Source organism: Allokutzneria sp. A3M-2-11 16, assembly GCF_024213555.1.
Taxonomy (GTDB): Bacteria; Actinomycetota; Actinomycetes; order Mycobacteriales; family Pseudonocardiaceae; genus Allokutzneria.
Window position 1 is genome coordinate 114,355 of sequence record NZ_JANAVO010000001.1, and the last position, 26,923, is coordinate 141,277.

Here is a 26,923-nt window from a genome sequence, read left to right on the forward strand (position 1 = left end):
TCAGCCGGAGACAATCTCGTTCTCTCCCACGATCTTCTTCAGCGCCTCCTGGTAGGCGTTGAGCGCGTCCTGCGCGGTCTTGCCGCTCACCACGTCCGCCGTCGCCTGCTGCAACGCGGAGGACACCCTGGTGTAGTTGGCGACGCCGGGCCGGTACTCGGTCAGCGGCAACACCTTCTGCGCGACGAACGAGAGCATCGGGTCGCCCGCGAGCACCTCGTTGTTGACATCGGTGCGCTGGGTGATCTGGGCGGCGCCGCCGAGCCTGGCCTTGACCGCGTCGGCGGAGTTCATGAACTGCAGGAACTCCCACGCCTGCGCCGGGTACTTGGTGTTGGAGTTGATCAGGTTGAGCGCGCCGCCGGACATGCTGACGAAGTCCTGCCCGCGCACGCCCGACCCGGGCCGCTGGGCCGGGATCATCGCCCAGCCGACGGAGCTGTCCCGGTCGGCCATCTTCACCGCGCCCTTGGTCGGCTCCAGGACGGCGCGCCACAGGTAGTCGCTCTCCATCAGGATGCCGATCTTGTGCTCGGCGAACTGGGCGAAGGACTTGTCCCGGCCCTTGGCCTCCTGCTGCAACAGCGGGTCGCCGAGCCCGCCACCGCCGTAGACCCGCTGGTACAGACCGAGAACGTCCTTCAGGTTGCTGGTGGCGCCCTGCCACTTGCCGTTGGTCAGCAGCGGTTTGCCGGTACCGGCGAGCAGCGGCAGCAGGCCCTGCATGGTGGTCGCCTCGCCCATCGCGGTGCCCGCGTTGAGCTGGATCGGCGTCACGCCGGGCAGCCGCTTCAGCGCCTCACCGGCCGAGAGCAGCTCGTCCCAGCTGCGCGGCTGCCAGTCGGCGGGCAGGCCCGCCTGCGCGAAGAGCTTCTTGTTGTAGAAGAGCACGCGGCCGTCGGTGCCGTCCGGGACTCCGTAGCGCTGGTTCTCGAAGACGCCGACGCTCTGCACGGCCTGCGGGATCTGCTTCCAGCCCTCCCACGCGTCGACCTTGGACCTGCCCACGATCTCGTCGAGCGACTTGATCTGCTTGCCGCCGGCGAACTCGCCGATCCAGATCCCGTCGATGGCCATGATGTCGGCGCCGCCGCCGGTCTTCAGGTCCAGCGCGATCTTGGTCTTGTAGTCCTCGTCGCCCGCCCCGTTGCCGTCGAAGCGGACGGTGGCGGTGACGCCCTTGCGCTTCTGCTCCTCGACGAAGCGGGGGATCACCCAGTCCGTCATCCACGCGGCCTTGGCCGAGTTCTTGCCACCGGCGACCGCGTTGCCGGTGATGGTCAGCGTGACCTCTTTGGCGTCGGCGTTGCGGGCGGTGTCGGCGTTCTGCGGCTGCCCGAGGCATCCGCTGAGCACCATGGTCATGGCGGTCACGGCCACGAGCGCGGCTCTCCGTCGCATCCTCGGACCTTCCTCGTCACTGAGTGGGCCTGGGCGTTCACACCCCTGAGGTCGGTCATCCTGGGCCAGTACGACAACGATGACAAGGGCTGTTCCCAGACCGTTTCCTGTGCTGTCGCGGCATCCGACTTGATTGCTCAAGGGGCCTCTACCAGGCAAGACAGGTATCTGCACGCGCACACTTCGGCCTGGGCGGAAGACCGAATCCATTAGCGCGCTCTACTTCTGCCCGGCGTTTCCCGGCGTGGGCGTCGGCGCGTTGATCTCGGTGACGGGGTAGCGTGCCGTGCGTGGCTGTGCCCGATCCCGTCGATGCCCGTCTGCTCGCCCTGGTCGCGGAGGTGGGCCGTGCGGCCGTGCACGAAATCGCCGCGAGAGCGGGGATGGACGCCCGAGAGGTGGCCTCCCGGCTGGTCGCGCTCTCCGCGACCGGTCTCCCGCTGCTCGTCGGCGTCGAGTGCGACCCCAACGGCCTGCGCGCCGCCCTCGCCCCGCCGCCCCCACCGCCGCAACAGCAGCACTGGGGACACCCGGGGCCGCAACCCGTGCACGGCACGCCCAGCGGCCCCTACCCGGGCGCCAGCGGGCCGTACCCGGTCCAGAGCGGGCCCTATCCCGTGCACAGCGGCCCCTATCCCGCGCACCCCGGGCACACCGGCGCGCACCCGCCGCAGGCGTTCCCCCAGAGCACGCCGTTCCCCGTGCAGCAACACCCGCCGAGCACGCCCTTCCCCGCCCAGCCACCCGCGCCCGCGGACCCGGTGCTGAGCACGTGGGGGGTGCCGCAGAGCTCGTCCTGGGCCCGCGGCGACCAGCAGCCCGCGACCCCGACCGGCCCGCGCACCGGCAAGATCGGCACCACGCTGGAGACGATCGGCCTCGAAGGCGAGCAGCTCGGCATCCAGCTGGTCGAGGTGGTGGACCCGGCCGACTTCCTGTTCACTGCCGCCGGCTACCGCCTCCAGGAAGGCGAGCGCGCGGTCGTGGTGCACACCGAGCTGACCAACCGGGGCCAGATCCCGTTCGCCTCGCTGCCCGACCTCTACCTGGTGCTGATCTCCAAGGACGGCAGGCAGATCTCCAAGGCCCCGGTCTCGCTGTCCTCCCGGCCGCCGCACCGCATCGGCGTCAACCCGGGCGAGACCGCGGGCGGCCACACCGTCTACGTGCTCCCCGAGTCGACCGACGTCGTCGCGGTCAAGTGGAGCGCCCGCTCCGACGACGAGAAGCGCAGCCTCACCTGGTCCACCCTCGACTGACCCTCAACCCCCTCAGCGCCGACTGAAGTACCCAATGTGGCATTGGTTACGTCTGACGAAACCAATGCCACATTGGGTACAAGGCGCGGGGGTCAGGACTCTGAGCGGAGGAGGGCCAGGGCGTCGGCGAGGTCGGCGGGGTACTCGGAGACGAACTGCACCCACTGGCCGTCCGCCGGGTGGTCGAAGCCGAGCGTGCGCGCGTGCAGCCATTGCCGCGTGAGCTTGAGCCGCTTCGCCAGCACCGGGTCCGCGCCGTAGGTCAGGTCACCGACGCACGGGTGCTTCAACGCCGAGAAGTGGACGCGGATCTGGTGCGTCCGCCCCGTCTCCAGCTTCACGTCGACCAGGGACGCCGCGCGGAACGCCTCCATCACCTCGTAGTGGGTGACGGAGTCCTTGCCGCCGTTCATCACCGCGAACTTGTAGTCGTGCTTGGGGTGGCGGTCGATCGGCGCGTCGATGGTGCCGCGCGACGGGTCGGGATGCCCCTGCACCAGGGCGTGGTAGCCCTTGTCCACGGTGCGCTCCTTGAACGCCCGCTTCAGCACCGAGTACGCGTGCTCGCTCTTCGCCACCACCATCACGCCCGTGGTCCCCGCGTCCAGCCGGTGCACGACGCCCTGGCGCTCCGCGGCGCCGGAGGTCGCGATGCGCACACCCGCCGCCGCGAGCCCGCCGACCACCGTGGGGCCGCTCCAGCCGGGGCTGGGGTGCACGGCGACGCCGACCGGCTTGTCCACCACGACGATGTCGTCGTCCTCGTGCAGCACGACCATGCCCTCGACGGCGATCGCCTGGATCTCGATCGGGCGCTCCGGCTCGGGCAGCGTGATCTCCAGCCAGGAGCCCGCGGTGAGCCGGTCGGACTTGCCGACGGGCTGGCCGTCGACGAGCACGTCGCCCTTCTCGGTGAGCCCGGCGACGACCGTGCGGGACAGGCCGAGCAGCTTCGACAGGCCCGCGTCGACGCGCATGCCCTCCAGGCCGTCCGGCACCGGCAGGGTGCGCGCACTCACGACTGGGTCTCCTTCTTCGACTTGGACTTCTTCTCGATCAGCGTGCCGTCGTACTCCCGGCCGAGCAGCGCCATCAGCACGATCAGCCCGCCGCCGACGCAGATCGCGGAGTCGGCCACGTTGAACACCGGCCACACCGAGCCGTCCGGGGCGAACAGCGACAGGAAGTCGACCACGTGCCCGTGCAGGAAGCCCGGCGGGCGGAAGAGCCGGTCGCCGAGGTTGCCGAGCGCTCCGGCCAGCACGAGCCCGAGCCCGGCCGCCCAGCCGCCGGAGCGCAGGCGCGGAGCGAAGTACAGGATCGCCAGCACCACCGCCGCCATGATCAGCGACAGCACCCAGGTGTAGTCGGCGCCGATGGACCACGCGGCGCCGGGGTTGCGGACCAGCACCAGGTAGAGCCCGCCGCCGAGGAGCCGCACCGGCTCCTGGCCCTCCAGCGCGGCGACCGCCCACAGCTTGGTGACGATGTCCAGCGCCAGCACGACCACGGCCAGCCCGGCGAACAGGCCGAGCCTGCGGGGTGGAAGCGGGGGGCTGCTCTCGGGGCTCACCGGGTCATTGTCGCTCACCCGGCCATTGTCCCTGATCAGAGATCGGCCAGGAACGGCGGCAGCGGCCGCGGGTCGTTCCTGGGGGTCCAGCGGCCGTCGACGAGCTCGTACTCCCACTTCGGCCCGTCCGCGACGATCCGCCGCAGCGCGCCGACCACGCGCGAGACGTGCTCGGCGTTGTTGCCCAGCCCGAGGCTGACGCGCAGTGCCCGCACACCGTCGGAACCGCTCGTCGACAGCAGCCGCTTGGTCGCGATGTGCGCGCAGAACGCGCCGTCGCGCACGCCGATGCCGTACTCCGCGGACAGGATCGCGGCGAGCAGCCCGGCGTCGTGACCGTCGACGGTGAAGCTGACAACGCCGACGCGGTCCGGGGCGTCGTCGCCGAACAGGGTCAGCTCACGGAACCCGGGCACCGTCGCCAGACCGGCCTTGAGCTGCGTGAACAGCTTGTCCTCGTGCGCCTTCACGTCCTCCCAGCGCTGCCGCGCGAGCACCCCGCAGGCCACGGCGAGCGCGTGCACGCCGACGACGTTGGGCGAGCCGGCCTCGTGCCGCTCCGGCACCTTCGACCAGCTCACGCCGAGGTGGTCGCCCCAGTCCACGACGTTGCGGGTGGCGCCGCCGCCGATCAGGTAAGGCTCGGACTGCTGCAACCAGTCGGAGCGACCGACCAGCGCGCCCGCGCCGAACGGGGCGTAGAGCTTGTGCCCGGACAGCACGACGTAGTCCACCTCGGCGGCGCTGGCGTTCACCGCCCGGTGCGGCGCGAGCTGGGCGGCGTCGAGCACGGTCCGCGCGCCGTGCGAGTGCGCGCACCGGACCAGGTCGTTGACCGGCCACACCTCGCCGGTCACGTTGGAGGCCCCGGTGATCACCACGAGGCGCGGGCCGACCGGGGCGGACTTGAGCGCCTCGTCGAGCACGCGGACGGCCTCAGCGGGTGTCGCCGGGGTCTGCAATCGGTTCACGCGCGGACCCCGCCACGGCAGCAGCGCGGCGTGGTGGTCGGTGTCGAAGACGAAAACGCTGGTGCCCTTGGGAAGGCTGCGCGCCAACAGGTTCAGCGAGTCGGTGGTGTTGCGGGTGAACACGACGGCGTCGGTCTGCCGCGCCCCGACGAAGCGGCGCACGGCGTGCCGGGCCTGCTCGTAGATGCGGGTGCAGACCTGGGAGGCGAAGCCCGCGCCGCGGTGCACGCTGGCGTACCAGGGCAGCAGCTCGTCAACGGCGTCGCGGACCTGCTCGAGGCAGGGCGCGCTGGCCGCGTGGTCGAGGTTGGCGTAGGGCACCAACTCGCCCGTGACCAGCGGAACCGTGAGCCGCGCGCCCACGACGGCGGGAACCGAGGAGCGGATGGGGGCGAACGCGAGCGACATTGCGATCTCCGTGAGTCCGTGGGACTCGCCTGGAGGGAGCCCGCGCTTGCCCGCCGCACCTCGCGGCGAACCAGGTCCTCACCTAGGGCACCCCACCGCGGTTGGAGGGTTGCCGACCAGCTAGCTAGGGCTTGTCGCTGGCACTCATGACCTTGCGACCGAAAGTAGCCGAGGAGGCACCGGCACGCCAGCCCCCTGTCCAGATTCTGGAACGCGACCTGCGCCACAGTGGCCAAAAGGTGTTGCGCGCCAAGGGAAACAACGCGCAACACCAAGGTGTACAACTAACTCTGGAACCAGGCGGGCAGTCGGACGGTGAATCCGTCACGCGTTCTGGTGAGGCTGCCGGAGTACTGCGAGGCACCCTGGCTCACCCGCCAGCCGCCGAAGACCTTGCCGTGCACGGCGACCCCGTTGGCCGCCGCGACCCGGGTGCTCAAGTCCTCATAGGACAGTCCACTCCAGTCGTCCGCGTCGAAGGCGCCGAGCTGCCACAGCGTGAAGTGCACGTGCGCGCCGGAACTGCTTCCACCGCAAGGCAGGGCGTTGCCGGTGCGACCGAGTACGGCACCCGCGGCCACCTGCTGGTTGTCACTGACTCGAATGCCCTCCAGGTGGTAGTACCCGGTGCGCCAACCGTCCGTGTGGTCGACGGTCACCCAGTTGCCGCGCGCACACCGCTGAATACGCACGGTGCCCGGCGCCGCGGCGCGGGCGAGCCCGTCCGAGGGCGAGAAGTCCAGGGCGTTGCGCACACCGCTCTGGCCGTTGTCCGAGTGCACACCGGCCGAATACGCGCGCTGTCCCGCGGAGAACGGCAGCGCCATCGACGGCATCGCCGCGGCCTGGGCGGGAACAACGAGGACCGAGGACAGCAGAACCGATCCGATAAGGACGCCTATCACCTTGGCGCGTAAGGAAAAAAGCGCATGCTTCAGCTCCATCGGAGCTCCTTTGATCCGCAGGGGCGCGGCGCCTCAGGCAGGGGTCGTACGGCGCCGCACGGCACAGAATCCACCCGTGCGGAGATCGAGAAAAGCGGCGAACGACGTCGACCGAACGGCCGAAATCACTCGCCCAGCTCGCCTTTCCACCTGGCGTAGCGGCCCGCGCGGTCGATCGCGCGGATACGCCGCTCCGCGTCCGCGCGCACCTCTTCGGTGGCAACGATCAGCAACTGGTCGCCGACCTGGACGCGCGTGGTGGGCTGCGGGGTGAAACCGGCTTTGTCACGCACCACAAGGCTCACCGTCGCGCCGACCGGCAACCGCAACTCGCTGATGTAGACGCCGTGCAGCTTCGACCCCTTGGGAACGCGCACCTGCAACAGCTCCGCGCCGAGCTCGTCCAGCGGCGCGGAGTCGACCTCGATCTCCTGCGCCTCACCGCGCCGTACCAGCCCGAGCATCCGCGCCACCAGTGGCAGCGTGGTGCCCTGCACCAGGGTCAGCACCACCACGAGCACGAACACCACGTCGATCAGCTGCTGGGCGCCGGGGAAGTCCCGGGTCACCGGGATCAGCGCGAGCACGATCGGCACCGCGCCGCGCAGCCCGGACCAGGACAGGAAGACCTGTTCCCGCCAGGGCACCCGGAACGGCAGCGCCGCAGCCAACACCGACAACGGGCGGGCCACCAGCACCAGCACCGCGCCGGTGATCAACGCCGGGATGATCACGCTCGGCAGCCGCCCCGGCGACGCGTAGAGCCCGAGCAGCACGAACAACCCGATCTGCGCGAGCCAGCCGAGCCCTTCCGCGAAGGACAGCGTGTCGCCGCGGTGCGGGAGTTTCGCGTTGCCCAGCACCAGTCCCGCGACGTAGGTGGCGAGCAGTCCGGAGGCGTGCAGCTCCTGGCCCGCGGAGTACGCGAGCACGCAGACCGCGACCGTCGCAAGTGGATAGAGACCGGTCGCGGGGAGCGCGGCGCGGCGCAGCGCCTGGCTGCCGATCCACCCGAGCGCGATGCCGACGACCGCGCCGACGGCCAACTCGTAGACCACCAGCGCCGGTGTCCACCAACTGGCTGGATCGGGGCTGGCGAGCAGGACGACCGCGATGTACACCGGAGCGTCGTTGAGCCCCGACTCCAGTTCCAGGGTGCCGGAGATCCTCCGGTGCACGCCCAGTCCACGCAGGACGCTGAACACCGCCGCGGCGTCGGTCGAGGAAACCACCGCGCCCCACAGCAAGGCGGTCCGCCACTCAAGATCGAGCAGGTAGTGCAGACCGGTCGCGGTGACCCCGATGCTGACCGCGACGGCCACAGTGGACATCGCGATGCCCAGCCCCAGCGCGGGCCGGACGTTGCGCCACCGCGTGGTCAGGCCACCTTCGGCGAGGATCACCACCAGGGCGGCGATGCCCAGGTACTGCGTCAGCTGGGCGTCGCTGAAGAGGATGCCGAAGCCCGCCTCGCCGAGTAACAGCCCGATCCCGAGGTAGAGCAACAGGGACGGCAAACCAAGCCGCACTGAGGCCCGCACAGCGAGCACGGCGATCAGCACGACCAGTGCGCCGATCCCGAGTCCCAGCGACAGCTCCGCCACTCCGCCTCCAGCTCATCAAGCGTCCTGAGACACCATTGTCGCCGCTCGTTGCAAGAATCCGGAGTTGACAGCGCTGCGCTCTCGGGTTTCGAAAGCGGTGTAACCCTCAGCCGAGCAGTTCGGCGAGCCGCCGCGCGGCCTCATTGGCTTTTCCCTCAACCGCGGGCGCCGCGACGGCCACCACGAGGGCCGGGCGCTCCCCCGCGTCCCACCGCCCGCCGACGGAGTCCTTGCGGGCGCCCGGTTTCACCCGGACGGCGAACCTCATCCGGGCAGCCCACTGCTCAGCACGTCGACCATCTCGTCCAGGTAGACCCGTTGCGCCGCACGGGTTTCCGGGAACATCGACGCGCTCATCCTGGCGAGCTGGGTGTGCCCGACGTAGGTGGAGTACGCCACCAGCGCCCGCCGCCGCGCCTTCGCCGGGGAGAGGCCGAGCTCGGCGACGATCTCGGCGATGTAGTCCACCCGCCGCTCGGTGACCCGCCGCAGCACCGGTGCCACCAGCGGATCGTCGGCCGCGGCCAGCAGCGCGAGCTCGATCGACGGGTCCTCGTCCTCGGTGATCACCTTCGTGATCAGCAGCCGCAGCCTGCGCAGCGGGTCCGGCTCGTCGCGCACGGCGGTGATCACCGCGTCGGTGTGCTCGTCCTCCCAGCGCTCCAGCATCGCGGCGACGAGCGCGTCCCGGTTCGGGAAGTGGTGGTAGGCGCTGCCCTTGGTGGCGCCCAGCCGCGCGGCGAGCGGTTCGATGGCCACCGCGCGCAGGCCCCCCTCGCCCAGCGCCCGCAGCGCCGCCGCCGTCCAATCCTGCCGCCCCAGCCGCTTCCTGGGTGCCACGTCACGCTCCACGACCACGTTCCATACGCTACCGTACGGTCAACACCATACGGTAGCGTATGGAACGTGGAGGTGGCACATGATCCACAACGTGCACGAGCGCGAACTGCCGGTCGACACGGCGACGGCGGGCGCACTGCTGGACGACCTGCTCGATCTCGACCGCACGATCTGGCCGGTCGACCGATGGGCCCCGATGGCGATGGACCGCCCGCTCGGCGTCGGCGCCCGCGGCGGCCACGGCCCGATCCGCTACGACTGCACCGCCTACGAGCCGGGCAGGCTGGTCGAGTTCACGTTCACGCCGAAGATGGGGCTCAAGGGCACGCAGGCGCTGGAGGTGCTGCCCGGCCCGCGCCCGGGAACGTCTCTACTCCGGCACACCGCAACAGGCCGGACCGTCGGCCTGATGCGCCTGCTGTGGCCGCTGGCGATCCGCTGGCTGCACGACGCGCTCCTGGAGGACCTCCTCGACCGCGCCGCCACGGCCGTCGGCCATCCCCCTGCGCAGCCCGCGCGCTGGCCCCTCTGGACGCGCCTCTGCTACCGCTTCATCGAGCCCAAGCCCACAACCCCAGCCCGAGTTGCCCAGTCTTCAAGCACGCCCAACCCCACCCCCAACGACCGCTAACCACCCCCAACCCCCGCGTGACGGCCCGCCACACACACCGCCCCGCCCAACCGAACCCCGGAACGACCCCGTTTCTGCCCCCTCCGCCGCACTCAACGAAAGCCGCATTCGGGGCGTTAGGTTCCCTGAACGGGTCGTTCAGGGCGCACGGCCGCGATCACGTGCGCTTTGGGGCGCGATTGGGACGGCCCTGCGGGGGTTGGGGGTGGTTGGCGATGTGCCAGAGGGGGGTTCGCGGTACTTGAAGACGGCCGAACCCCGGCTGGAAGGTGACCCAGGGCCGGAAAGCGTCAGAGCTGGGACCGAGCCGGGGCTGGGAAACGCGTCGGGGGCGGGGGCGCGACGACTGGAAACGAGCCGGGGCCGGGGCCGGGAACGAGTCAGTGGGGTGGGGCCGCCTCTCCTGGGCAGTCCCACCCCACCGCACGTCTTCTTCCCTACCTGGCCCGCGAGGTCCGGTGCACGGTGGCCAGTACCGCGTCCGGGGTGCACAGCGCGCACGGGGTGAACCCCAGCTCGCGTGCCTCACGCACCGGCAACGGCATCGTCGCGTGTCCCCGGACCCACTCGCAGCTGGGCAAGTGGTACCTGGGCCGCTCGTCGACCACCAGGACCTCATCGGTCAGGCCCGCCACGACCAGCAGGTCGGCCGCGTCGGTGTCCTCCTCGGCGGGCTCCCGCCGAGATCGTCCGCTGTCGCTCTCCGGCACCGCCTCGGCGGCGGCGTCATCGGGGCCGGAGTTCGCCCCTGCGCCCGCCACCGCATCGAACACGGTGTCGGCGGTCTTCGCCTCCCCGGCCCGTTCGTCCGCCCCAGCGGTCGCGTCACGGCGCCTACGGCGTGCCCAGTCCAGGACCAGCACCACCGCGGCGGCCACGCTCAGCGCCACCGAACCCCACGCCCATCCGGTCGTTCCGGAGGCGAGGGCGAGGACCAACAGGCCGAAAGCGGCCAGAACCAACAGCAGGACTACGTAGAGCACTTCTCAGGGCAGACCGGCTCAGCCGGCTTCCGCGGCACGGCTGCCGAAGGTGTAGCCCCCACCGGAGCGACCCTCCGACGGTGCTGCGGAGGAACGGCCCTCCAGCTCACCGAGCTGCGACTTCAGGAAGGTCGTCAGCCGCGTGCGGTACTCCCGCTCGAACGTGCGCAGCCGGTCGATCTCCTTCTCCAGGGTGTTCTTCTCCTGGGTGATGTTGCCCATGACCTCGGCGTGCTTGCGCTGCGCGTCGCGCTCCAGGGCGGTCGACTTCTCCAGCGCCTTGCGCTCCAGGGTGTCCGACCGGGTGCGCGCGTCGTTGAGCATCGTCTCGGCACGGGTGCGCGCCTCGTTGACCATGCTGTCCGCCTTGGCCCTGGCCTCGGAGAGCAGCTGCTCGGACTTGGTGCGGGCCTCCGACAGCATGCCGTCGGACTCCGCCTTGGCCTCGGCGGTCAGCCGGTCGGCCATCTCCTGGGCCAGGCCGAGCACCTTGGCGGCCTGCACGTGGTGGTCGCCACTGCCCGGGGAGGTCTGCTCCATCACGCTGGGCGGCGGGACCGGCGCCAGGCGGCGCGGCTCGTCCATCGAGCGCGCGGCCGGGACCGACGCCGAGCGCGAACGCGCGTCGTCGAGCTCGGACCGGGTCGAGCCGAGCTGGGCGTCCAGCTCCTCGACCTGGGCACGCAGGTCGTTGTTCTCCTCGATCAGCCGGGCGAGCTCGCTCTCGACCATGTCGAGGAAGGCATCGACCTCGTCCTCGTTGTAGCCGCGTTTACCAATCGGCGGCTTGCTGAACGCGACGTTATGAACGTCGGCGGGGGTCAACGGCATCCTCAGATCACCTCACGCACTCCTGGCTGCTGGTCAGCCTCGGGTTCCCCGTTACCCGGGGCTTACCAGTCGCATCAGTATGAACACGACCAGCAGCAGCACCATAATCGACAAGTCCAGACCGACACCCCCGATTCGGACCATCGGGATCACTCGACGGGCCGCTCGTACGGGTGGGTCGGTCACTGTGTAGATGGTCTCCAGCGTCACCGCAACCCCGCCGGCCGGTCGCCACTCCCGCGCGAACGCGCGCACGAGCTCGACCACGACCCGCGCCGTGAGCAACAACCAGAAGAAGAACAGCAGGTAGTACAGGACGACAAAGACCGGATTCACGCTTCTACTCTGCCACTTCTCAGCCGCGGTTGAGGAAGCCGCCTTCAGCGATCCTGCGCCGGTCCTCCGCAGTGACGTCCACGTTGGGCGGTGAGAGCAAGAACACCTTGTTGGTGACCTTGTCGAACGCACCGCGCAGGGCGAACGCCAGACCGGCCGAGAAGTCCACCAGCCGACGGGCGTCGGCGTTGTCCATCTCGGTCAGGTTGATGATCACCGGGATGCCGTCGCGGTAGTGCTCACCGATCGTCCGCGCCTCGCTGTAGCTGCGCGGATGCAGCGTGGTGATGCGGCTGAGCGGGTGCGCGGGGTGCTCGATCGGCGGCCGGACGCGGCCGACCGGCTCGTGCTCGGGCTCCACCGCGAGCGCGCCGCGGGTGGGCGGGCTGCCCGCCCAGCGGTTACTCCGCGTGCGGTCCGGCTCGACGTCGTAGTCGCCCGCGTCGTCGGCGTAGTCGTCGGCGAGCTCGGGCTGGTAGCGGCCGAACCGGCGGCGGCGCGAGGACCGCTCCGGGTACGGCTCGTAGTCGTCGTCGGCGTAGGCGCTGTGATCGTCGGAGTAGTCGCCGCGCCGGTAGTCCCGGTCGTAGTCCACCTCGTCGGCGGGGACCATCCCGAAGTAGGCCTTCAGCTTCTGCAGCCCGCTCATCGCCAGCCCTTCCCCGTCGTCAGACGCGACTCCTCACCGCCGAGAGCAGCGGCGCCGCCCCGTCGACTTGCTAGAGCGAGGCTAACCGCCGACCTCCGAGCAGGGAGGTTCCGACACGCACCGAGGTCGAGCCGTGAGCTATCGCCGCTTCCAGATCTTGGCTCATCCCGGCCGAGACTTCCACGGCATTCGGGTGATCGAGGAGCACTTTCGCGACCGACTCGGCCAGTGCGGCGAAGGCCCGCTCGGGCTCCCAGAAACGTGGTGCGACAGTCATCACACCTCGCAGTTGCAGTTGCTCCGAACGGGCTACATGGTCAGCCAGCGCGGGCAATTCCGGTAACGGAGAGCCACCACGCGCCGGGTCTCCGTCGATGCTGGCCTGGATCAGCACCTCCAGCGGCCCGTCCCGCTCCCCCGCCTCCCTGGCGGCCGCGACGGCCTTCGCGAACGCGTCGGCCAACCTGGGGCTGTCCACGGTCTGCACGACCGAGGCCCACCGGGTGACCGACCGCGCTTTGTTCCGCTGGACGTTGCCGATCATGTGCAGCCGCGGCGCCAGCTCGCGCAGCTCCTCGGCCTTCGCACGGGCCTCCTGGTCCCGGTTCTCGCCGAACTCGGTCATCCCGAGCTCGGTGAGCAGGGCGATGTCGGCGGCCGGGAAGGTCTTGGTGACCGGCAGCAGCCGGACCTCGCCGGGACGGCGCCCGGCCGCCGCGCAGGCGGCGTCGATCCGCGCGCGCAGCCCGGCGAGCGCCTCCGCGAGTTCGGCCCGGCGGTCGTCGGTCATGCTCCACCCCCTGTCGTGGTTCGGGTCACAAAGATCGTGATCGTCCGTCCGCGCGGCTGCTGCGCCGAACGGTCAAGACCTCACTGCTCCATCCAGACGACGGCGGCCAGTCGGCCGGTCGGGGCCTGCCTGCGGTGGCTGAACAGGGTCTGGTCCTCGGCGGTGCACCGGGGGTCGAGCCCGATCCGGCCCACCCCGGCGTCGGCGAGCTGCTGCCAGAGCCCGGCGCGCAGGTCCAGCCCGGGGGTGCCGGACCGCGTCTTGCACGCGCTGCCCGGCAGGTGCTTCTCGACATCGGCCTGCATCGCGGCGGGCACCTCGTAGCACTCGCCGCACACCGACGGGCCGAGCAGCGCCTCGATCCGGCCCGGCTCTGCGCCCTGCTCGCGCATGGCCTCCAGCGTCGCGGGGACCACACCGATCCGCGCGCCGACGCGCCCGGCGTGCACGGCGGCGATCACCCCGGCCTCGGCGTCGCCGAGCAGCACGGGAACGCAGTCCGCGACGAGCGAGACCAGCGCCAGCCCGGGTTCGGTGGTGACCAGCGCGTCGGTGGCCTCAAGGGGTTCGGCGACCGGGCCCTTCACCACGCCGACCGTGCGGCCGTGCACCTGTTCCATCCAGACCAGCCGATCGGGGGTCAGGCCGATCCCCTCGGCGAGGCGCACCCGGTTGGCCCGCACGGCGCCCGGATCGTCGCCGACGTGATCACCCAGGTTGAACGACTCGTAGGGCGCGACGGAGGCGCCGCCCTGCCTGGTCGTGATCACCCGACGAACCCGCACACCCGCTCCTTCCACGAGGAAACCTCATTCTCCACCACGAAAACGGCCGGACTCGAAGCGAGTCCGGCCGGCAACGTGACGGGTGGTTCAGCGGCGCATGAACGGGGGGACGTCGACCTCGTCGTCCTCGGGGTCGTCGCTGACCGGGACCGAGCGCGACGGCAGGCCGTGCCCGCCGAGGCCGTGGCCGGGCAGCCCGACCGGCGGGGTCGGGTTGGTCCGCTGCTGCGCCTGCGGCTCGACCGGCGGGGTCGGGTTGGCAGGCTGGTAGGTGCTGACCTGCGGCTCCGGCTGCTGGACGGGTGCCTGCTGGACCGGCTGCTGCTGGATCGGCTGCTGCTGCACGGGCGCCTGCTGGATCGGGGCGGGCTGCGGCGGTGGCTGCTGCACCGGCTCCTGGTGCTGGCCGACGTGTCCCGCCTGGCCGGAGGCGATCGGACGGCTGACGATCGTGGTCGGTTCGAGCTTCTTGTGCGTGGGTCCGCCGCCGTCGAAGCCCGCGGCGATCACGGTGACCCGCACCTCGTCGCCGAGGGAGTCGTCGATGACCGTACCGAAGATGATGTTGGCCTCGGGGTGCGCGGCCTCCTGGACCAGCGAGGCCGCCTCGTTGATCTCGAACAGGCCGAGGTCGGAGCCACCGGAGATGGACAGCAGCACGCCGTGCGCGCCCTCCATCGACGCCTCCAGCAGCGGCGAGTTGATCGCCTTCTCCGCCGCCTGCACCGCGCGGCCCTCGCCGCGGGCCGAGCCGATGCCCATCAGCGCGCTGCCCGCACCGGACATGACGCTCTTGACGTCGGCGAAGTCCAGGTTGATCAGACCGGGCGTGGTGATCAGGTTGGTGATGCCCTGGACACCGGAGAGCAGCACCTCGTCCGCGGAGCGGAAGGCGTCCATCAGGCTCACGCCGACGTCGCCGAGCTGGAGCAGCCGGTCGTTGGGGATCACGATCAGCGTGTCGCACTCGTTGCGCAGCTGCTGGATGCCCTCTTCGGCCTGCTTGGCGCGGCGCTTGCCCTCGAAGGAGAACGGCCGGGTGACCACACCGATGGTCAGCGCGCCGAGCTTGCGGGCGATCGAGGCGACCACCGGAGCGCCGCCGGTGCCCGTGCCACCGCCCTCGCCCGCGGTCACGAAGACCATGTCGGCCCCCTTGAGGACCTCCTCGATCTCCTCCTTGTGGTCGTGCGCGGCCTTGCCGCCGACCTCGGGGTTGGCGCCCGCGCCGAGGCCCCTGGTCAGCTCGCGGCCGATGTCGAGCTTGACGTCGGCGTCGGACATCAGCAGTGCCTGGGCGTCGGTGTTCACCGCGATGAACTCGACACCCTTCAAGCCAACCTCGATCATGCGGTTGACGGCGTTGACCCCGCCGCCGCCGATGCCGACGACCTTGATCACCGCGAGGTAGTTGTGCGGGGGCGTCATCGGTCCGCCTTCCTGATCGTGGCTCGTGTGCATGGAGTACTTCGGTGGTTGCGGGCTGGACTCCTCGCCACCCGGCGCCAAGCCCGGACACTTGTCAACCCATGTCCCTCCGTCCGGACGTTAAGCACGCCTCGACGCGAGGTCCAGTAGCCACGCCGCGTGTGTCCACACCCGTGACCAGCCTGACGAAAATCCCTGGCCCGGGCCACGGAGGGTCACGCGACGGTCACTCCGGAGGGCAATTCCCCACGGAGATCGAGAAGCCCGAGACCCCCTCGGTAGGCGCGAACCAGATCCCAACCACCCCATACGTTACCGAGCGGCGCGGTGCGGGGTTCGCGGTCGGTCCGGATTTTCGCCACCGCCCAGCAGACCGACCGACCGGTAGGAAAGTTCTTGCAGCTCATGCAGTTGCTCCACGATGTCCTTTGTAGACAGTAGAATCAGTCCGCCCATTCAGGACACGGTGGGCAGGTCCGGACTGGACACGTTGTAGGTCGAGCCCTGCCGGGTCAGCAGCACCAGCAGCACCTCGGCCTTGCGCGGCGAGTCGGCCGTGCCGCCCCAGCGGACCTCGCGGTCCCCGGAGAGCGCGAGCCGGATGTCACCGGGGCTCTCCGCGCTGATCACCTGCACTTCCGTGCGGAGTTTTTCGGGCAGCGCGGTGAGCACGCCGACTGCGGCGAGCGTGGTCGGGTCGTCCGGGGCGATGCGGGCCAGCTTGAGCAGGGGCAGTCCCGGCGGCGCGGCGGGCACCGTGGCGTAGGGCGTCCCGCTCCGGTCGACCAGCTTCGTGCCGTCCTCGGCCGGGAAGACCGCGACCGGGGTGCGCTCGACCACCGAGATCGTCACCGTCGACGGCAGGGACCAGTCCACCTCGGCCGACTCCACCACCGGCAGCGCCTTCACCCGCGCCGCGACATCGGCGCTGCTCAGCCGCAGGATCGGGTGGCCGTCCGGGATGGCGGCGGCGGCGCGGACCTCCTCGGCGGTGATCGTCTTCGTCCCGGCGATCTCTACCGTGCGGACGCCGAGCACCGAGGTGAACAGGCCCACGTAGCCGAGCGCGAGCAGGACCAGCACCACCAGCAGCACCATCCACGGGCGGACCCGGGACCGGACGCGGCGGACCGGACGGCGCCCACCCCGGCCCCCTCGGGGAGGTGGGCGGCGCCCGCCACGCGCGGGGGGAGCACCCCGCCGGGCGGCGGAACGGTCCCGTGCCGGGGGCTCACCCTCCCGGGCTCCCCTGGCCCCGCGCGTCGGCGAGCTCACTCAGCGTTCTCCTCGGACTCCTGGTCGAGCCGGGCGAGCACCTCGGGGCCGAGCATGGTCACGTCGCCCGCGCCCATGGTGATCACCAGGTCACCCGGCCGGGCCACCCCGGCCAGGTGCTTCGGCGCGTCGGTGATCGAGGGCTCGTAGTGCACGCTGCCCTCCGGCAGCCGGACCAGCTCGGCCACCGTCGCCCCGCTGACGCCGGGCTCCGGTTCCTCGCGGGCGCCGAAGACGTCCAGCACCACCACGTGGTCGGCCAGGGCCAGCGCCTCGGCGAACTCCTTGGCGAACAACCGGGTCCGGGAGTACAGGTGCGGTTGGAAGGCCACGATCAGCCTGCCCTCGCCCGCCACCGGGCGCGCCGCCGTGAGCTGCGCGGCGACCTCGGTCGGGTGGTGGGCGTAGTCGTCGTAGACCCGCACGCCGCGCGTCTGGCCCTTGAACTCGAAGCGCCGCCGGACCCCGCCGAACGCGGCCAACCCGGCGCTCAGCCCGTCCAGCGGGGCGCCCAGCTCCAGCCCGGCGAGCAGCGCGGCGACCGCGTTGGCCGCCATGTGCTCCCCCGCCACCGCCACGTCCACGGTGATCGGATCGGTGGAACCGTTGTCCGCCAACTGCTTCGGCAGCCGCAGCGTGACCTTGCCGCCGGTGTCGGCCGGCTCGTAGCCCAGGATCTGCGCGTCGTTCTCGCCAGCGGCGGCGCGGCCGTAGCGACGCACCCGGACGCCCGCGGCCTCGGCCCGGTCGGCGAGCGCGGCCGAACCCGCGTCGTCGGCGCAGGCGATCAGCACGCCGCCGGGGGTGATCCGCTCCACGAAGGAGTCGAAGACCGCCACGTACTTCTCGACCGTGCCGTGGTGGTCGAGGTGATCGGCCTCCACGTTGGTCACCACCGCCACCGACGGCGAGAACACCAGGAACGAGCCGTCGCTCTCGTCGGCCTCGGCGACGAAGATCCCGCCGGAGCCGTGGTGCGCGTTCGCCCCGGACTCGTTGAGGTCACCGCCGATCGCGAAGGACGGGTCGAGGCGGCAGTGCTGCAACGCCACGGTCAGCATCGACGTGGTCGACGTCTTGCCGTGGGTGCCCGCCATGCAGGCCACCCGGTGCCCGGACATCAGCGCGGCCAGCGCCTCCGCCCGGCGCAGCACGGTGATCCCGCGCTTCTGCGCCGCGACCAGCTCGGGGTTGTCGGCGCGGATCGCGGTGGAGACCACCACGGCGGTCGGCCCGCCGGGCACCTGGTCGAGGTGCCACGCCTCGTGCCCGAGGCCGATGTGGGCGCCCTGCGCCCTCAGCGCCAGCACGGTGCGCGAGTCCTTGGCGTCGGAGCCGGACACCTGGGCGCCCCTGGCCAGCAGGATGCGCGCGATCCCGCTCATCCCCGCGCCGCCGATGCCGACCAGGTGCGTCCTGGTCAGCCTCAGGTCGAGATCTGTCACTGTTCAGCCCTTCATGACGCCGAAAACCATGCGGGCCAGCGCCTCGTCGGCCTCGCGGTGACCGCTGCCCTGCGCGGCCGCGCCCATTTTCGCGATGCGCTCGGCGTCGCGCAGCAGCGGGATCACGGTGTCGGTGACCGACCGCGGCGTCAGGTCGGCGTCGTTGATCATCAGCGCGCCCCCGACGTCCACGATCGGCTGGCCGTTGAGCGCCTGCTCGCCGTTGCCGTGCGGCAGCGGCACGAACACCGCGGGCAGCCCGACCGCGGAGACCTCGGCGACGGTCATCGCGCCGGAGCGGCAGAGCACCACATCGGCGGCGGCGTAGGCGAGGTCCATCCGCTCCAGGTACGGAACCGGCTGGTAGATCGGGGCGCCGGGCACGCCCTGCACCGCGAGGGTGTTCTTGGGGCCGTGGGCGTGCAGCACGCCGATCCCGGCCTGGCCGAGCGCGACGGCCGCGCCGGAGACGGCGTTGTTCAGCGACTGCGCGCCCTGCGAGCCGCCGACCACCAGCAGCGTCGGCGCGGTCGGGTGCAGGCCGAAGTGGCGGCGGGCCTCCGCGCGCAGCGCCATCCGGTCCAGCGAGGTGATCGAGCGGCGCAGCGGGATGCCGAGCACCTGCGCGTCCGGCAGGCCGCTGCCGGGGACCGCGGCGGCGACGGCGGCGGCGAACTTGGCGCCGACCTTGTTCGCCAGGCCCGAGCGGGCGTTGGCCTCGTGCACCACGATCGGCACGCGGCCGCGCGCGGCGAGGTAGGCGGGCAGCGCGACGTAGCCGCCGAAGCCCACCACGACGCTGGCGCGGTGGCGCTCGAAGATCTCCCGGGTCTGCTTGATGGCGCCGCGCACCTTCAGCGGCAGCTTGAGCAGGTCGGGGCTGGGCTTGCGCGGCAGCGGCACCGGCGGGATCAGCTCCAGCTGGTAACCACGGGCGGGAACGATCTTCGTCTCCAGGCCGCGCGCCGTGCCGAGCGCGACCACCCGCACGTCCGGGCGGAGCCTGCGCACCGCGTCGGCCAGCGCCAGCGCCGGCTCGATGTGCCCGGCGGTACCGCCGCCCGCCACGACCACGCACGGGCCCGTGGTGCTGATGGTGCCGTCGTCCTGCCCGTTCACGAGTGGTGCTCTCCTGTCTGTCGCCGCCGGACCGGTGCGGTCAGCGGTAGTCCTGCCCCTGCCGCCAGTTCCCGCGCCGCCTGGCGTCCGCGGCCGCCGGGTTGCGCCGCGTCCTGCGGCGGTCGTCGAGCTGGTGCGTCGCGCTGCCGCGGTGCACCGCGGGCCTGCCCGCCGGCTTGGGCGGGACGCCCGCCCTGGCGGTCCTGCGGCGGGCCGGGGGCCGGTACGGCTCCGGTGCGGGCAGCCGCAGGAGGCGGCCCACTCTGCCAGGTCCCAGTGAACGCAGTGCGGCCACCGCCTCGGGTTCGTGCCTGGCGTAGTTGGCCAGCAGGCCGAACACCACCATCGTCATCACCTGCGAGGTGCCGCCGGAGGAGATCAGCGGCAGCTGGAGGCCGGTGACCGGGAGCAGGCCGACCACGTAGCCCATGTTGATCGCGGCCTGGGCGACCAGCCACACCGTGAAGGTCGCCGACACCAGGCGGATCCACGGGTCGGTGTTGCGCATGGCGATGCGCAGGCCGGAGTAGGCCAGCAGGCCGAACAGCGTCAGCACCAGCAGGCAGCCGACCAGGCCCAGCTCCTCGCCGATCACCGCGAAGATGAAGTCGTTGTGCACGTTGGGCAGGTACCGCCACTTGGCGCTGCCCTGGCCCAGCCCGACGCCGAACAGCCCGCCGTCGGCGAGCGCGTAGAGCGCCTGGGACGCCTGGTAGACCGAGTCGCCCGAGGCGTTCTCCGGATCGAAGAACGAGGTCAGCCGGTCCAGCCGGTAGCCGGCGGTCACCGCGAGCACGCCGAAGCCGGTCGCCGCGCCGAGCGCGAGCACGCCGAAGAGCCGCATCGGCGCGCCCGCGAACCACAGCAGGGCCAGCACGATGATCACCAGCGTGACCGTGCTGCCGAGGTCCGGCTGGAGCATCAGCAGCGCGAACATCAGCAGCGCCGCGGGCATCACCGGGACCAGGATGTGCCGCCACTGGTGCAGCAGCGCGCGCTTGGTCGCCAGGACGTGCGCGCCCCACAGCGCGAGCGCGATCTTGGCGGGCTCCACCGGCTGGAAGGACACCGGGCCGATCTTGAACCAGCTCTGCGCGCCGTTGAGCTTCGCGCCGAGCCCCGGCAGCAGCACCAGCACCAGCAGCACCACGCTGATCCCCATGAACACCAGGGTCATCCGCCGGATCATCCGCAGCGGCATCCGCAGGATCAGCCAGAACAGCACCAGCCCGACCAGGGTGTAGGCCAGCTGCTTGACGAACACCGAGTAGGAGGAGCCCTCCTTGCTGTAGGACTCCACGCTGGAGGCGGACAGCACCATGATCAGGCCGAGCACGGTCAGCAGGCCGAACACGGCGAGGATCAGGTGGAACGAGGCCAGCGGGCGGCTCAGCCACGCGGTGAGCGCGCCGCGCATCGACGAGGCCCGCCCCTGCCGCTCGCGCCGGATCGAGCGGGTCTTCTTCGCCGTCGCCGTCGTCGCGTTCGCTGTGTTCGCTGTGTTCTCCTTGGCGCTTCGCGGCATCGCGTCGCTCACCCGGCCCGGTCGGTCAGATCCTTGACGGCCTCGGCGAACACCCGTCCGCGGTGCGGGTAGTCCTCGAACATGTCCATCGACGCGGCCGCGGGCGCCAGCAGGACGACGTCACCCGGTCGAGCCATTGCGCGTGCCGCGCGCACCACCTCGGTCATGGCCCCATGGTCCCCCGCCGTCACCTCGTGCACGGGAACCTCGGGTGCGTGTCGCGCGAGCGCGTCCGCGATCACCGCGCGGTCGGCGCCCAGCAGAACCACCCCGGCCAGCCGATCGGCCGCCCCGGCGACGAGGTCGTCGACCACCGCGCCCTTGAGCAGTCCGCCCGCGATCCAGATCACCCGGTCGTGGGTGGCCAGGGACGCGGCCGCGGCGTGCGGGTTGGTGGCCTTGGAGTCGTCGATCCAGCGGATGCCCTCGTGCTCGGTGACGAGCACGGAGCGGTGCGGGTTCGGGGTGAAGTCGCGCAGGCCCTTGCCGATCGCCTCGGCGGGCACGCCGTGCGCCCTGGCCAGCGCGGCCGCGGCGAGCGCGTCGGCGACGTTGTGCGGACCGGGCGGGTTCACGTCGGCGAGGTCCGCCAGAACTGCGCCGTCCTCGAAAGCACGGTCCACCAAGGAATCCCCGCGCACGCCGAGCTGTCCCGGACCGGGCTCGCCGAGGGTGAAGCCCACCCGGCGGTCCTTGCCCTCGCTCAACCGCGTCGACCACTCGTCGTCGGCGTTGTAGACCGCGACGCCGTCTCCCGCGTAGATGAGGCCCTTCGCGGCCGCGTACTCCTCGATCGAGCCGTGCCAGTCGAGGTGGTCCTCCGCCACGTTGACGACCACCGAGGCGTTCATGCGCAACGAGGACGACCAGTGCAGCTGGAAGCTGGACAGCTCGACCGCGAGCACGTCGTAGCCCGCGCGGACCGCGGCGACGACCGGCAGGCCGACGTTGCCGCAGGCCACCGCGTGCACTCCGGCCGCGCGCAGGATCGAGGCCAGCATGGTGACCGTGGTGGTCTTGCCGTTGGTGCCGGTGACCGCGAGCCACGCGGGCGGGTTCGGCCGCCGCTGCGCCAGCCGCCACGCGAACTCGACCTCGCCGATCACCTCGACGCCCCGCTCGGCCGCGGCGACCAGCAGCGGCGCGGCGGGCCGCCAGCCGGGGCTGGTCACCACCAGGTCGGTGCCCTCCGGCGGCGCGGTGAGCCCGACCGCCGTGCCGATCCCCGTGTCCAGCCCGCCGAAGCGGTCCGGGGCGGAGTCGGTGACCGTGACCGTCGCACCCTCGGCGAGCAGCGCCGCGGCGGCCGAGCGGCCGGAGATACCGGCTCCGGCGACCAGGACCGACTTCCCCGCGTACATACCGTCCACGGCGTTCTCCCCAACGGACATAACGGTCAGCCTCCGGTGAGCGAGAGCCAGTCGTTGTAGAACACGCCGAGCCCGAGCAGGCAGCAGATCCCGGCCATCAGCCAGAACCTGATGATCACCGTGGTCTCCGCCCAGCCCGCCAGCTCGAAGTGGTGGTGGAACGGCGCCATCCGGAACAACCGTTTCCTGGTGGTGCGGAAGATCGCGATCTGGAGCACCACCGACATCGCCTCGATGACGAACAGGCCACCGATGATGATCATCAGCAGCTCGGTGCGGGTGCTGATCGCCAGGCCAGCCACGAGGCCGCCGAGCGCGAGCGAACCGGTGTCACCCATGAAGATCTTGGCGGGCGCGGCGTTCCACCAGAGGAAGCCGACGCAGCCCGCCATCGCGGCGGCGGCGATCACCGCGAGGTCCAGCGGGTCGCGCACCCAGTAGCAGCCGGGGTCGTACTTGACCGAACAGTCCGAGCGGAACTGCCAGAAGGAGATGACGACGTAGGTGCCGAGCACCATCGCCGACGAACCCGCGGCCAGGCCGTCGAGGCCGTCGGTGAAGTTCACCGCGTTCGACCACGCGCTGACCAGCAGGTAGCAGAAGACCACGAAGCCGACGGTGCCGAACGAGACGATGGCCATGTCGCGGGTGAACGACAGGTGCACCGACGCGGGCGTCAGCCCGGTCCTGGCCTCCTTGAACTGCAGGGCCAGCAGGGCGAACGCGATGGTGACGACGAACTGGCCGACCAGCTTCGCCGTCTTGTTCAGCCCCAGGTTGCGCTGCTTGCGGATCTTGATGAAGTCGTCGAGGAAGCCGACCAGCGCCAGGCCCGTGGTCAACAGCATCACCACCAGGCCGGAGGCGGTCGGACCCGATTCCGGCTTGGGGTTGGTGAGCTGGACGAACAGGTGGCTGCCGCCGTACCCGGCCCAGATGGCGACGATGATCGCCACACCGCCCATGGTGGGCGTGCCGCGCTTGGTCTTGTGGTGCTGCGGGCCCTCCTCGCGGATCTCCTGGCCGAAGCCCTGCCGCGAGAAGACCTTGATCAGGTACGGGGTGAGCAGGATCGAGACGACGAGCGCGATGCCCGCCGCGATGAGGATGTTCCTCACTTGCCAGCCCCCTCAAGCAGCGCGTCCGCGACCCGCCACAGTCCTGCGACCTTGGAAGCCTTGACCAGCACCACGTCCCCAGGGCGAACCTGGTCGCGCAGCAGCGCGATGGCGGCGTCGACGTCCGGCACGAGAACGGACTCCTCTCCCCACGAGCCTTCCAGGTAGGCGCCCTGATGCATCGGGGCCGCCTGCTCTCCGACGACGACGAGGCGGCCGATGTCCAGCCGCACGGCGTACCGGCCGATCCCGTCGTGGGCGGCGATGTGATCGTCACCGAGCTCGCCCATCACTCCGAGGACGGCCCAGCCGCGCCGGGGTTGCTCCCCGTGCGTCATCGCGGCGAGGGTCTTGAGCGCGGCGCGCACCGATTCCGGGTTGGCGTTGTAGGAGTCGTTGACCACCGTCACGCCGTCAGCGCGGGTGGTGACCTCCATGCGGCGCTGGGAAACCCGCTGCGCGCCGGAGAGCCGCTTGGCGACTTCCTCAACGGTCGCACCGAGTTCGAGCGCGACCGCCGCGGCGCTGAGGGCGTTGCCGACGTGGTGCTCCCCGTGCAGTCCGAGCGCCACCCGCGCGCTGCCCTTCGGCGTCACCAAGAGGAACCGCGCCCGCGCCTGCTCGTCCAGCTCGACGTCCTCCGCGCGCACGTCGGCGTTCGGCGACTGTCCAACGAGGACGACCTTCGCCTTGGTGCGCCCGGCCATCGCGGCCACCAGCGGGTCGTCGGCGTTGAGCACCGCGACGCCTTCGGCGGGCAGCTCCTCGACCAGTTCGCCCTTGGTGCGGGCGATGTCCTCCCGCGTGCCGAACTCGCCGAGGTGCGCGCTGCCGACGTTGAGCACCACGCCGATCCGCGGCGGGGCGACCCGGCAGAGCTGGGCGATGTGCCCGACGCCGCGCGCGGAGAGCTCCAGCACCAGGAAGCGGGTGTCCGGGTCGGAGCGCAGCGCCGTCCACGGGTGGCCCAGCTCGTTGTTGAAGGACCCCGGCGGCGCCACGGTCGGCCCCATCGGGCTCAGCACCTGCGCGATGAGGTCCTTCGTCGAGGTCTTGCCGGAGGAACCGGTCACCCCGACGACGTTGAGCTTGTCGAGCCGGTCCACCACGTGGCGGGCCAGCGCCGCCAGCGCGGCCAGCACCGCTGCGCCGGAGCCGTCGGTGTCCCCGGTGAGGGCGACGGAGCCGTGGTGGGCCTCGCTCACCGGCGGCACGATCACCGCGGGCGCGTCGACCTCGCGGGCCGCGAGCACTCCGACCGCTCCGTCCACCACCGCCTTCGCGGCGAAGTCGTGCCCGTCGACCTTTTCCCCTGGCAGCGCGACGAACAGGCTGCCCGAGGAGAGCTGGCGGGAGTCGAACTCGACGGAGCCGGTCACCACCGGGCTGCCGTCGGTGTTGTGCAGCCGGCCGCCGACCGCGTGAGCGATCTCGGCCAAACTGAGCGGGATCACGCGTGGTCCTTCCCGAAGATGCCGAAGCGCTCGTCGATCGCGTCGGCGAGAACATGCCGGTCGTCGAAGGGGTGCACGACCCCGGCGATCTCCTGCCCGGTCTCGTGCCCCTTGCCCGCGACCACGACCACGTCGCCGGGCCGGGCGCGGCGCACCGCCTCCTGGATGGCGGCGCGGCGGTCACCGATCTCGACCACCTCGCCGCGCTGGGCTTCAGGCACGGCCAGCGCGCCCTCCACCATGGCCGCGCGGATGGTGGCGGGCTCCTCACCGCGCGGGTTGTCGTCGGTGACCACGGTCAGTTCGGCGCGGCGCACGGCGGCCTCGCCCATGATCGGGCGCTTGGCCCGGTCCCGGTCACCACCGCAGCCGAGCACGACGATCACCCTGCCGTCGTTGCCCGCCCGGTCGATCTGGTCCCGCACCGTGTCCAGCACCGCGGAGACCGCGGCGGGCTTGTGCGAGTAGTCCACCAGCGCGACGAAGTCCTGCCCGCGGTTGACCCGCTCCATGCGCCCCGGCACGTCCAGCTCACCGATCGCGCGGATCGTGTCCTCCGGCGCGACCCCGGCTGCGTGCGCGCAGGCGATGGCCAGCACCGCGTTGCTCACGTTGAAGATCCCCGGCAGCCGCACGACCGCGTCGAGCGCGATCCCGTCCGGCCCGGCGACGCGGAAGGACTGCGCCCCACTCGCCGCCACCGTGATGTCCTCGGCCCGCCACGTCGCGGCTTCTGCGAGGGACACCGTGATGGTGCCGTCCTTGACCAGGCGGTGGCCCCACTCGTTGTCGACGCAGACGACCTCCTTGGCGGCGCGCCCGTCGAACAGCGCGGCCTTCGCCTGGAAGTAGTCCTCCATGTCCGCGTGGAAGTCCAGGTGGTCCTGCGAGAGGTTCGTGAACGCCCCGACCGCGAACCGCGTCCCCGCCGCGCGCCCGAGCGCGAGCGCGTGGCTGGAGACCTCCATCGCCACGTGCGTGACCCCACGCTCCACCATCACCGCGAACAACGCCTGCAGGTCCGGGGCTTCCGGCGTGGTGAACGCGCTGTCCAGGCGCTCGCCCGCGATCACCGTCTGCACGGTGCCGATCAGCCCCGTCGTGCGCCCCGCCGCCCGCAACCCGGACCCGATCATGGTCGTGACCGTGGTCTTGCCGGAGGTGCCCGTGACACCCACGATCGCGAGCTTGCTCGACGGGTCCCCGTAGATCCGCGCAGCCAAGGCGCCCAGCACCCCGCGCGGGTCCTCGTGCACCAGCAGCCGGACGCCCGCGTCGCGCAGGGTCGGACGGGCCGCTCCCGCCTCGTCCGTCAGTACCGCGACCGCCCCGGCCGCCAGCGCTTGCTCCGCGAAGTCCGCGCCGTGCGCGTTCGCGCCCGGTAGCGCCGCGAAGAGATCCCCCGGCCGCACGTGCTGCGCGCGCAGCGTGGCGCCAGAGACCACGAGCGGTTCTTCGGCGACCAACCGCGCGTCCGCCAGCGCGGCGAGCTCGGACAGGCCGACGGGCTCGACGTGGCTGGGACGCGGCGGCGCTGACGCCGTCTTGGGCGAGACGACCGGAGACACGTCGCGAAAGGCTACCGGCGCTCGGAACGCGCCCTCCCACCCCCGTGCGTTTGCCCCGCCGCACTGTCAATCCCCCGGTCCGTGGACGCGCCCTGCACTCCACTCCGCCAACCGGCCGCGCGCACCCCGTGCGTAATCACCCCTAATGCGCCTAGGCAATTGCCGGAATCAGGTCCTTCGATCTCGTGTCGTCCGATCCGGTGAGGCGCACCGAAGCCGTCCCGCGCACCACCGCGTTCGTTAAGCTCTCCGCGGGCCAGTGACGCAGGGGAGGCGTTTTCACATGTCCAACCAGTACGTGCGCGCCGGGGGATGGCGCATCGACCTCGACCAGGTCCCCGCCGCCATCAAGATCTTCAACGACGCATTGGAAGACATCAACGACCTCGTGCCGGACTCCCATGTGGCCAAGGAAATCCGGCCGATGGGAGATGACCACGTCAGCCAAACGCTCGCCAAACAGGTCAGCGAGCGCCACCTGGGAGGCCGCGGCGCCATCTGGGCACTCACCCAGCTACAGGGCGAGCTGACGAAAGCGGTCAGCACCCTGGAGGCGGCACAGCGACATTACCGAAAGATCGAGGACGCCAACCGCAGCAGTATCTCCGGGAAGTGA

At 71.3% G+C, this 26,923-nt stretch carries 25 protein-coding genes, 1 pseudogene and 1 riboswitch; of the genes and pseudogenes, 3 read left to right on the plus strand and 23 right to left on the minus strand.

Going from position 1 to position 26,923, the window contains the following annotated elements:
• On the minus strand, window positions 1–1,401 hold the full coding sequence (locus tag NLX83_RS00555) for an extracellular solute-binding protein (protein ID WP_254232884.1): 1,401 nt from the start codon (window positions 1,399–1,401) through the stop codon (window positions 1–3).
• 290 nt (window positions 1,402–1,691) lie between these two features.
• Between NLX83_RS00555 and NLX83_RS00560 the strand changes: the two genes are divergently transcribed.
• Complete coding sequence (locus NLX83_RS00560) at window positions 1,692–2,660, plus strand: AsnC family protein (protein WP_254232885.1); 969 nt, start codon at window positions 1,692–1,694, stop codon at window positions 2,658–2,660.
• A gap of 92 nt (window positions 2,661–2,752) precedes the next feature.
• Here NLX83_RS00560 and NLX83_RS00565 read toward each other — a convergent pair whose 3' ends face one another.
• The 7 genes and pseudogenes from NLX83_RS00565 to NLX83_RS00595 form a co-directional block, all read right to left on the minus strand.
• Window positions 2,753–3,679, minus strand: coding sequence for an RluA family pseudouridine synthase (locus tag NLX83_RS00565; RefSeq protein ID WP_254232886.1), 927 nt, complete (start codon window positions 3,677–3,679; stop codon window positions 2,753–2,755).
• On the minus strand, window positions 3,676–4,251 hold the full coding sequence (gene lspA, locus NLX83_RS00570) for a signal peptidase II (RefSeq protein WP_254232887.1): 576 nt from the start codon (window positions 4,249–4,251) through the stop codon (window positions 3,676–3,678). The genes NLX83_RS00565 and lspA overlap by 4 nt, the downstream gene beginning before the upstream one ends.
• A gap of 17 nt (window positions 4,252–4,268) precedes the next feature.
• Entirely contained in the window at window positions 4,269–5,612 is a 1,344-nt protein-coding gene (locus tag NLX83_RS00575) for an aminotransferase class V-fold PLP-dependent enzyme (protein WP_254232888.1), read from the minus strand.
• A gap of 37 nt (window positions 5,613–5,649) precedes the next feature.
• Window positions 5,650–5,764: riboswitch (SAM riboswitch) on the minus strand.
• 132 nt (window positions 5,765–5,896) lie between these two features.
• Window positions 5,897–6,556 carry a M23 family metallopeptidase gene (locus NLX83_RS00580; RefSeq protein WP_254232889.1) on the minus strand — a complete coding sequence of 220 codons (660 nt, stop codon included), beginning with the start codon at window positions 6,554–6,556 and terminating at the stop codon, window positions 5,897–5,899.
• Window positions 6,557–6,681: 125 nt separating this feature from the next.
• Window positions 6,682–8,160 carry a potassium/proton antiporter gene (locus NLX83_RS00585; protein ID WP_254232890.1) on the minus strand — a complete coding sequence of 493 codons (1,479 nt, stop codon included), beginning with the start codon at window positions 8,158–8,160 and terminating at the stop codon, window positions 6,682–6,684.
• A gap of 127 nt (window positions 8,161–8,287) precedes the next feature.
• A pseudogene (locus tag NLX83_RS00590) lies at window positions 8,288–8,428 on the minus strand (DUF167 family protein); the annotation flags it as partial.
• On the minus strand, window positions 8,425–9,018 hold the full coding sequence (locus NLX83_RS00595) for a TetR/AcrR family transcriptional regulator (protein WP_254232891.1): 594 nt from the start codon (window positions 9,016–9,018) through the stop codon (window positions 8,425–8,427). The pseudogene NLX83_RS00590 and the gene NLX83_RS00595, both read right to left, overlap by 4 nt.
• A 61-nt stretch (window positions 9,019–9,079) precedes the next feature.
• On the opposite strand from NLX83_RS00595, the gene NLX83_RS00600 reads away from it, so the two are divergent.
• Window positions 9,080–9,631, plus strand: a complete 552-nt coding sequence (locus tag NLX83_RS00600; RefSeq protein WP_254232892.1) for an SRPBCC family protein — start codon at window positions 9,080–9,082, stop codon at window positions 9,629–9,631.
• 437 nt (window positions 9,632–10,068) lie between these two features.
• Here the strand turns inward: NLX83_RS00600 and NLX83_RS00605 are convergent, their stop codons facing one another.
• The 15 genes from NLX83_RS00605 to NLX83_RS00675 all read right to left on the minus strand — a co-directional run bounded on the left by NLX83_RS00605 (window position 10,069) and on the right by NLX83_RS00675 (window position 26,307).
• A complete protein-coding gene (locus tag NLX83_RS00605) occupies window positions 10,069–10,614 on the minus strand; it encodes a hypothetical protein (protein WP_254232893.1) in 546 nt (181 codons plus the stop codon).
• An 18-nt stretch (window positions 10,615–10,632) separates the two neighbouring features.
• Window positions 10,633–11,445, minus strand: coding sequence for a DivIVA-like cell division protein Wag31 (gene wag31 / locus NLX83_RS00610; protein WP_254232894.1), 813 nt, complete (start codon window positions 11,443–11,445; stop codon window positions 10,633–10,635).
• Window positions 11,446–11,496: 51 nt separating this feature from the next.
• Entirely contained in the window at window positions 11,497–11,781 is a 285-nt protein-coding gene (locus NLX83_RS00615; RefSeq protein WP_254232895.1) for a YggT family protein, read from the minus strand.
• Window positions 11,782–11,800: 19 nt separating this feature from the next.
• Complete coding sequence (locus tag NLX83_RS00620) at window positions 11,801–12,430, minus strand: cell division protein SepF (protein ID WP_254232896.1); 630 nt, start codon at window positions 12,428–12,430, stop codon at window positions 11,801–11,803.
• Window positions 12,431–12,500: 70 nt separating this feature from the next.
• Complete coding sequence (locus tag NLX83_RS00625) at window positions 12,501–13,220, minus strand: YggS family pyridoxal phosphate-dependent enzyme (RefSeq protein WP_254232897.1); 720 nt, start codon at window positions 13,218–13,220, stop codon at window positions 12,501–12,503.
• 80 nt (window positions 13,221–13,300) lie between these two features.
• Window positions 13,301–14,005, minus strand: coding sequence for a peptidoglycan editing factor PgeF (gene pgeF, locus NLX83_RS00630; protein ID WP_254232898.1), 705 nt, complete (start codon window positions 14,003–14,005; stop codon window positions 13,301–13,303).
• 87 nt (window positions 14,006–14,092) lie between these two features.
• Entirely contained in the window at window positions 14,093–15,433 is a 1,341-nt protein-coding gene (gene ftsZ / locus NLX83_RS00635) for a cell division protein FtsZ (protein WP_254232899.1), read from the minus strand.
• A 456-nt stretch (window positions 15,434–15,889) separates the two neighbouring features.
• The gene (locus NLX83_RS00640) at window positions 15,890–16,531 is read right to left on the minus strand and encodes a cell division protein FtsQ/DivIB (RefSeq protein WP_254232900.1); all 642 of its coding nucleotides are present in this window, start codon (window positions 16,529–16,531) and stop codon (window positions 15,890–15,892) included.
• A gap of 173 nt (window positions 16,532–16,704) precedes the next feature.
• Window positions 16,705–18,093, minus strand: a complete 1,389-nt coding sequence (gene murC, locus NLX83_RS00645) for a UDP-N-acetylmuramate--L-alanine ligase (RefSeq protein WP_254236028.1) — start codon at window positions 18,091–18,093, stop codon at window positions 16,705–16,707.
• Window positions 18,094–18,156: 63 nt separating this feature from the next.
• Window positions 18,157–19,272 (minus strand): undecaprenyldiphospho-muramoylpentapeptide beta-N-acetylglucosaminyltransferase, encoded by a 1,116-nt coding sequence (murG, locus tag NLX83_RS00650; RefSeq protein ID WP_254232901.1) that lies wholly within the window; start codon window positions 19,270–19,272, stop codon window positions 18,157–18,159.
• A gap of 40 nt (window positions 19,273–19,312) precedes the next feature.
• Window positions 19,313–20,797 carry a putative lipid II flippase FtsW gene (gene ftsW / locus NLX83_RS00655; RefSeq protein WP_374118613.1) on the minus strand — a complete coding sequence of 495 codons (1,485 nt, stop codon included), beginning with the start codon at window positions 20,795–20,797 and terminating at the stop codon, window positions 19,313–19,315.
• 8 nt (window positions 20,798–20,805) lie between these two features.
• Window positions 20,806–22,188 carry a UDP-N-acetylmuramoyl-L-alanine--D-glutamate ligase gene (gene murD, locus NLX83_RS00660; RefSeq protein WP_374118614.1) on the minus strand — a complete coding sequence of 461 codons (1,383 nt, stop codon included), beginning with the start codon at window positions 22,186–22,188 and terminating at the stop codon, window positions 20,806–20,808.
• 5 nt (window positions 22,189–22,193) lie between these two features.
• Entirely contained in the window at window positions 22,194–23,285 is a 1,092-nt protein-coding gene (gene mraY / locus NLX83_RS00665; RefSeq protein ID WP_254232902.1) for a phospho-N-acetylmuramoyl-pentapeptide-transferase, read from the minus strand.
• On the minus strand, window positions 23,282–24,739 hold the full coding sequence (locus NLX83_RS00670; RefSeq protein ID WP_254232903.1) for a UDP-N-acetylmuramoyl-tripeptide--D-alanyl-D-alanine ligase: 1,458 nt from the start codon (window positions 24,737–24,739) through the stop codon (window positions 23,282–23,284). Before NLX83_RS00670 ends, mraY begins: the two co-directional genes overlap by 4 nt.
• Window positions 24,736–26,307: a UDP-N-acetylmuramoyl-L-alanyl-D-glutamate--2,6-diaminopimelate ligase gene (locus tag NLX83_RS00675; RefSeq protein ID WP_254232904.1), complete on the minus strand. Its 1,572-nt coding sequence runs from the start codon at window positions 26,305–26,307 to the stop codon at window positions 24,736–24,738. The genes NLX83_RS00670 and NLX83_RS00675 overlap by 4 nt, the downstream gene beginning before the upstream one ends.
• 283 nt (window positions 26,308–26,590) lie before the next feature.
• On the opposite strand from NLX83_RS00675, the gene NLX83_RS00680 reads away from it, so the two are divergent.
• A complete protein-coding gene (locus NLX83_RS00680) occupies window positions 26,591–26,923 on the plus strand; it encodes a hypothetical protein (protein ID WP_254232905.1) in 333 nt (110 codons plus the stop codon).

Excerpts from the sequence above, each read along its gene's own strand:
- NLX83_RS00555 (WP_254232884.1), bottom strand. The coding sequence starts at position 1,401 with ATGCGACGGAGAGCCGCGCTCGTGGCCGTGACCGCCATGACCATGGTG.
- NLX83_RS00575 (WP_254232888.1), bottom strand. The coding sequence starts at position 5,612 with ATGTCGCTCGCGTTCGCCCCCATCCGCTCCTCGGTTCCCGCCGTCGTG.
- NLX83_RS00580 (WP_254232889.1), bottom strand. The coding sequence starts at position 6,556 with ATGGAGCTGAAGCATGCGCTTTTTTCCTTACGCGCCAAGGTGATAGGC.
- NLX83_RS00600 (WP_254232892.1), top strand. The coding sequence starts at position 9,080 with ATGATCCACAACGTGCACGAGCGCGAACTGCCGGTCGACACGGCGACG.
- wag31 (WP_254232894.1), bottom strand. The coding sequence starts at position 11,445 with ATGCCGTTGACCCCCGCCGACGTTCATAACGTCGCGTTCAGCAAGCCG.
- NLX83_RS00620 (WP_254232896.1), bottom strand. The coding sequence starts at position 12,430 with ATGAGCGGGCTGCAGAAGCTGAAGGCCTACTTCGGGATGGTCCCCGCC.
- NLX83_RS00625 (WP_254232897.1), bottom strand. The coding sequence starts at position 13,220 with ATGACCGACGACCGCCGGGCCGAACTCGCGGAGGCGCTCGCCGGGCTG.
- ftsZ (WP_254232899.1), bottom strand. The coding sequence starts at position 15,433 with ATGACGCCCCCGCACAACTACCTCGCGGTGATCAAGGTCGTCGGCATC.
- NLX83_RS00640 (WP_254232900.1), bottom strand. The coding sequence starts at position 16,531 with ATGGTGCTGCTGGTGGTGCTGGTCCTGCTCGCGCTCGGCTACGTGGGC.
- murC (WP_254236028.1), bottom strand. The coding sequence starts at position 18,093 with ATGAGCGGGATCGCGCGCATCCTGCTGGCCAGGGGCGCCCAGGTGTCC.
- ftsW (WP_374118613.1), bottom strand. The coding sequence starts at position 20,797 with ATGCCGCGAAGCGCCAAGGAGAACACAGCGAACACAGCGAACGCGACG.
- murD (WP_374118614.1), bottom strand. The coding sequence starts at position 22,188 with ATGTCCGTTGGGGAGAACGCCGTGGACGGTATGTACGCGGGGAAGTCG.
- NLX83_RS00680 (WP_254232905.1), top strand. The coding sequence starts at position 26,591 with ATGTCCAACCAGTACGTGCGCGCCGGGGGATGGCGCATCGACCTCGAC.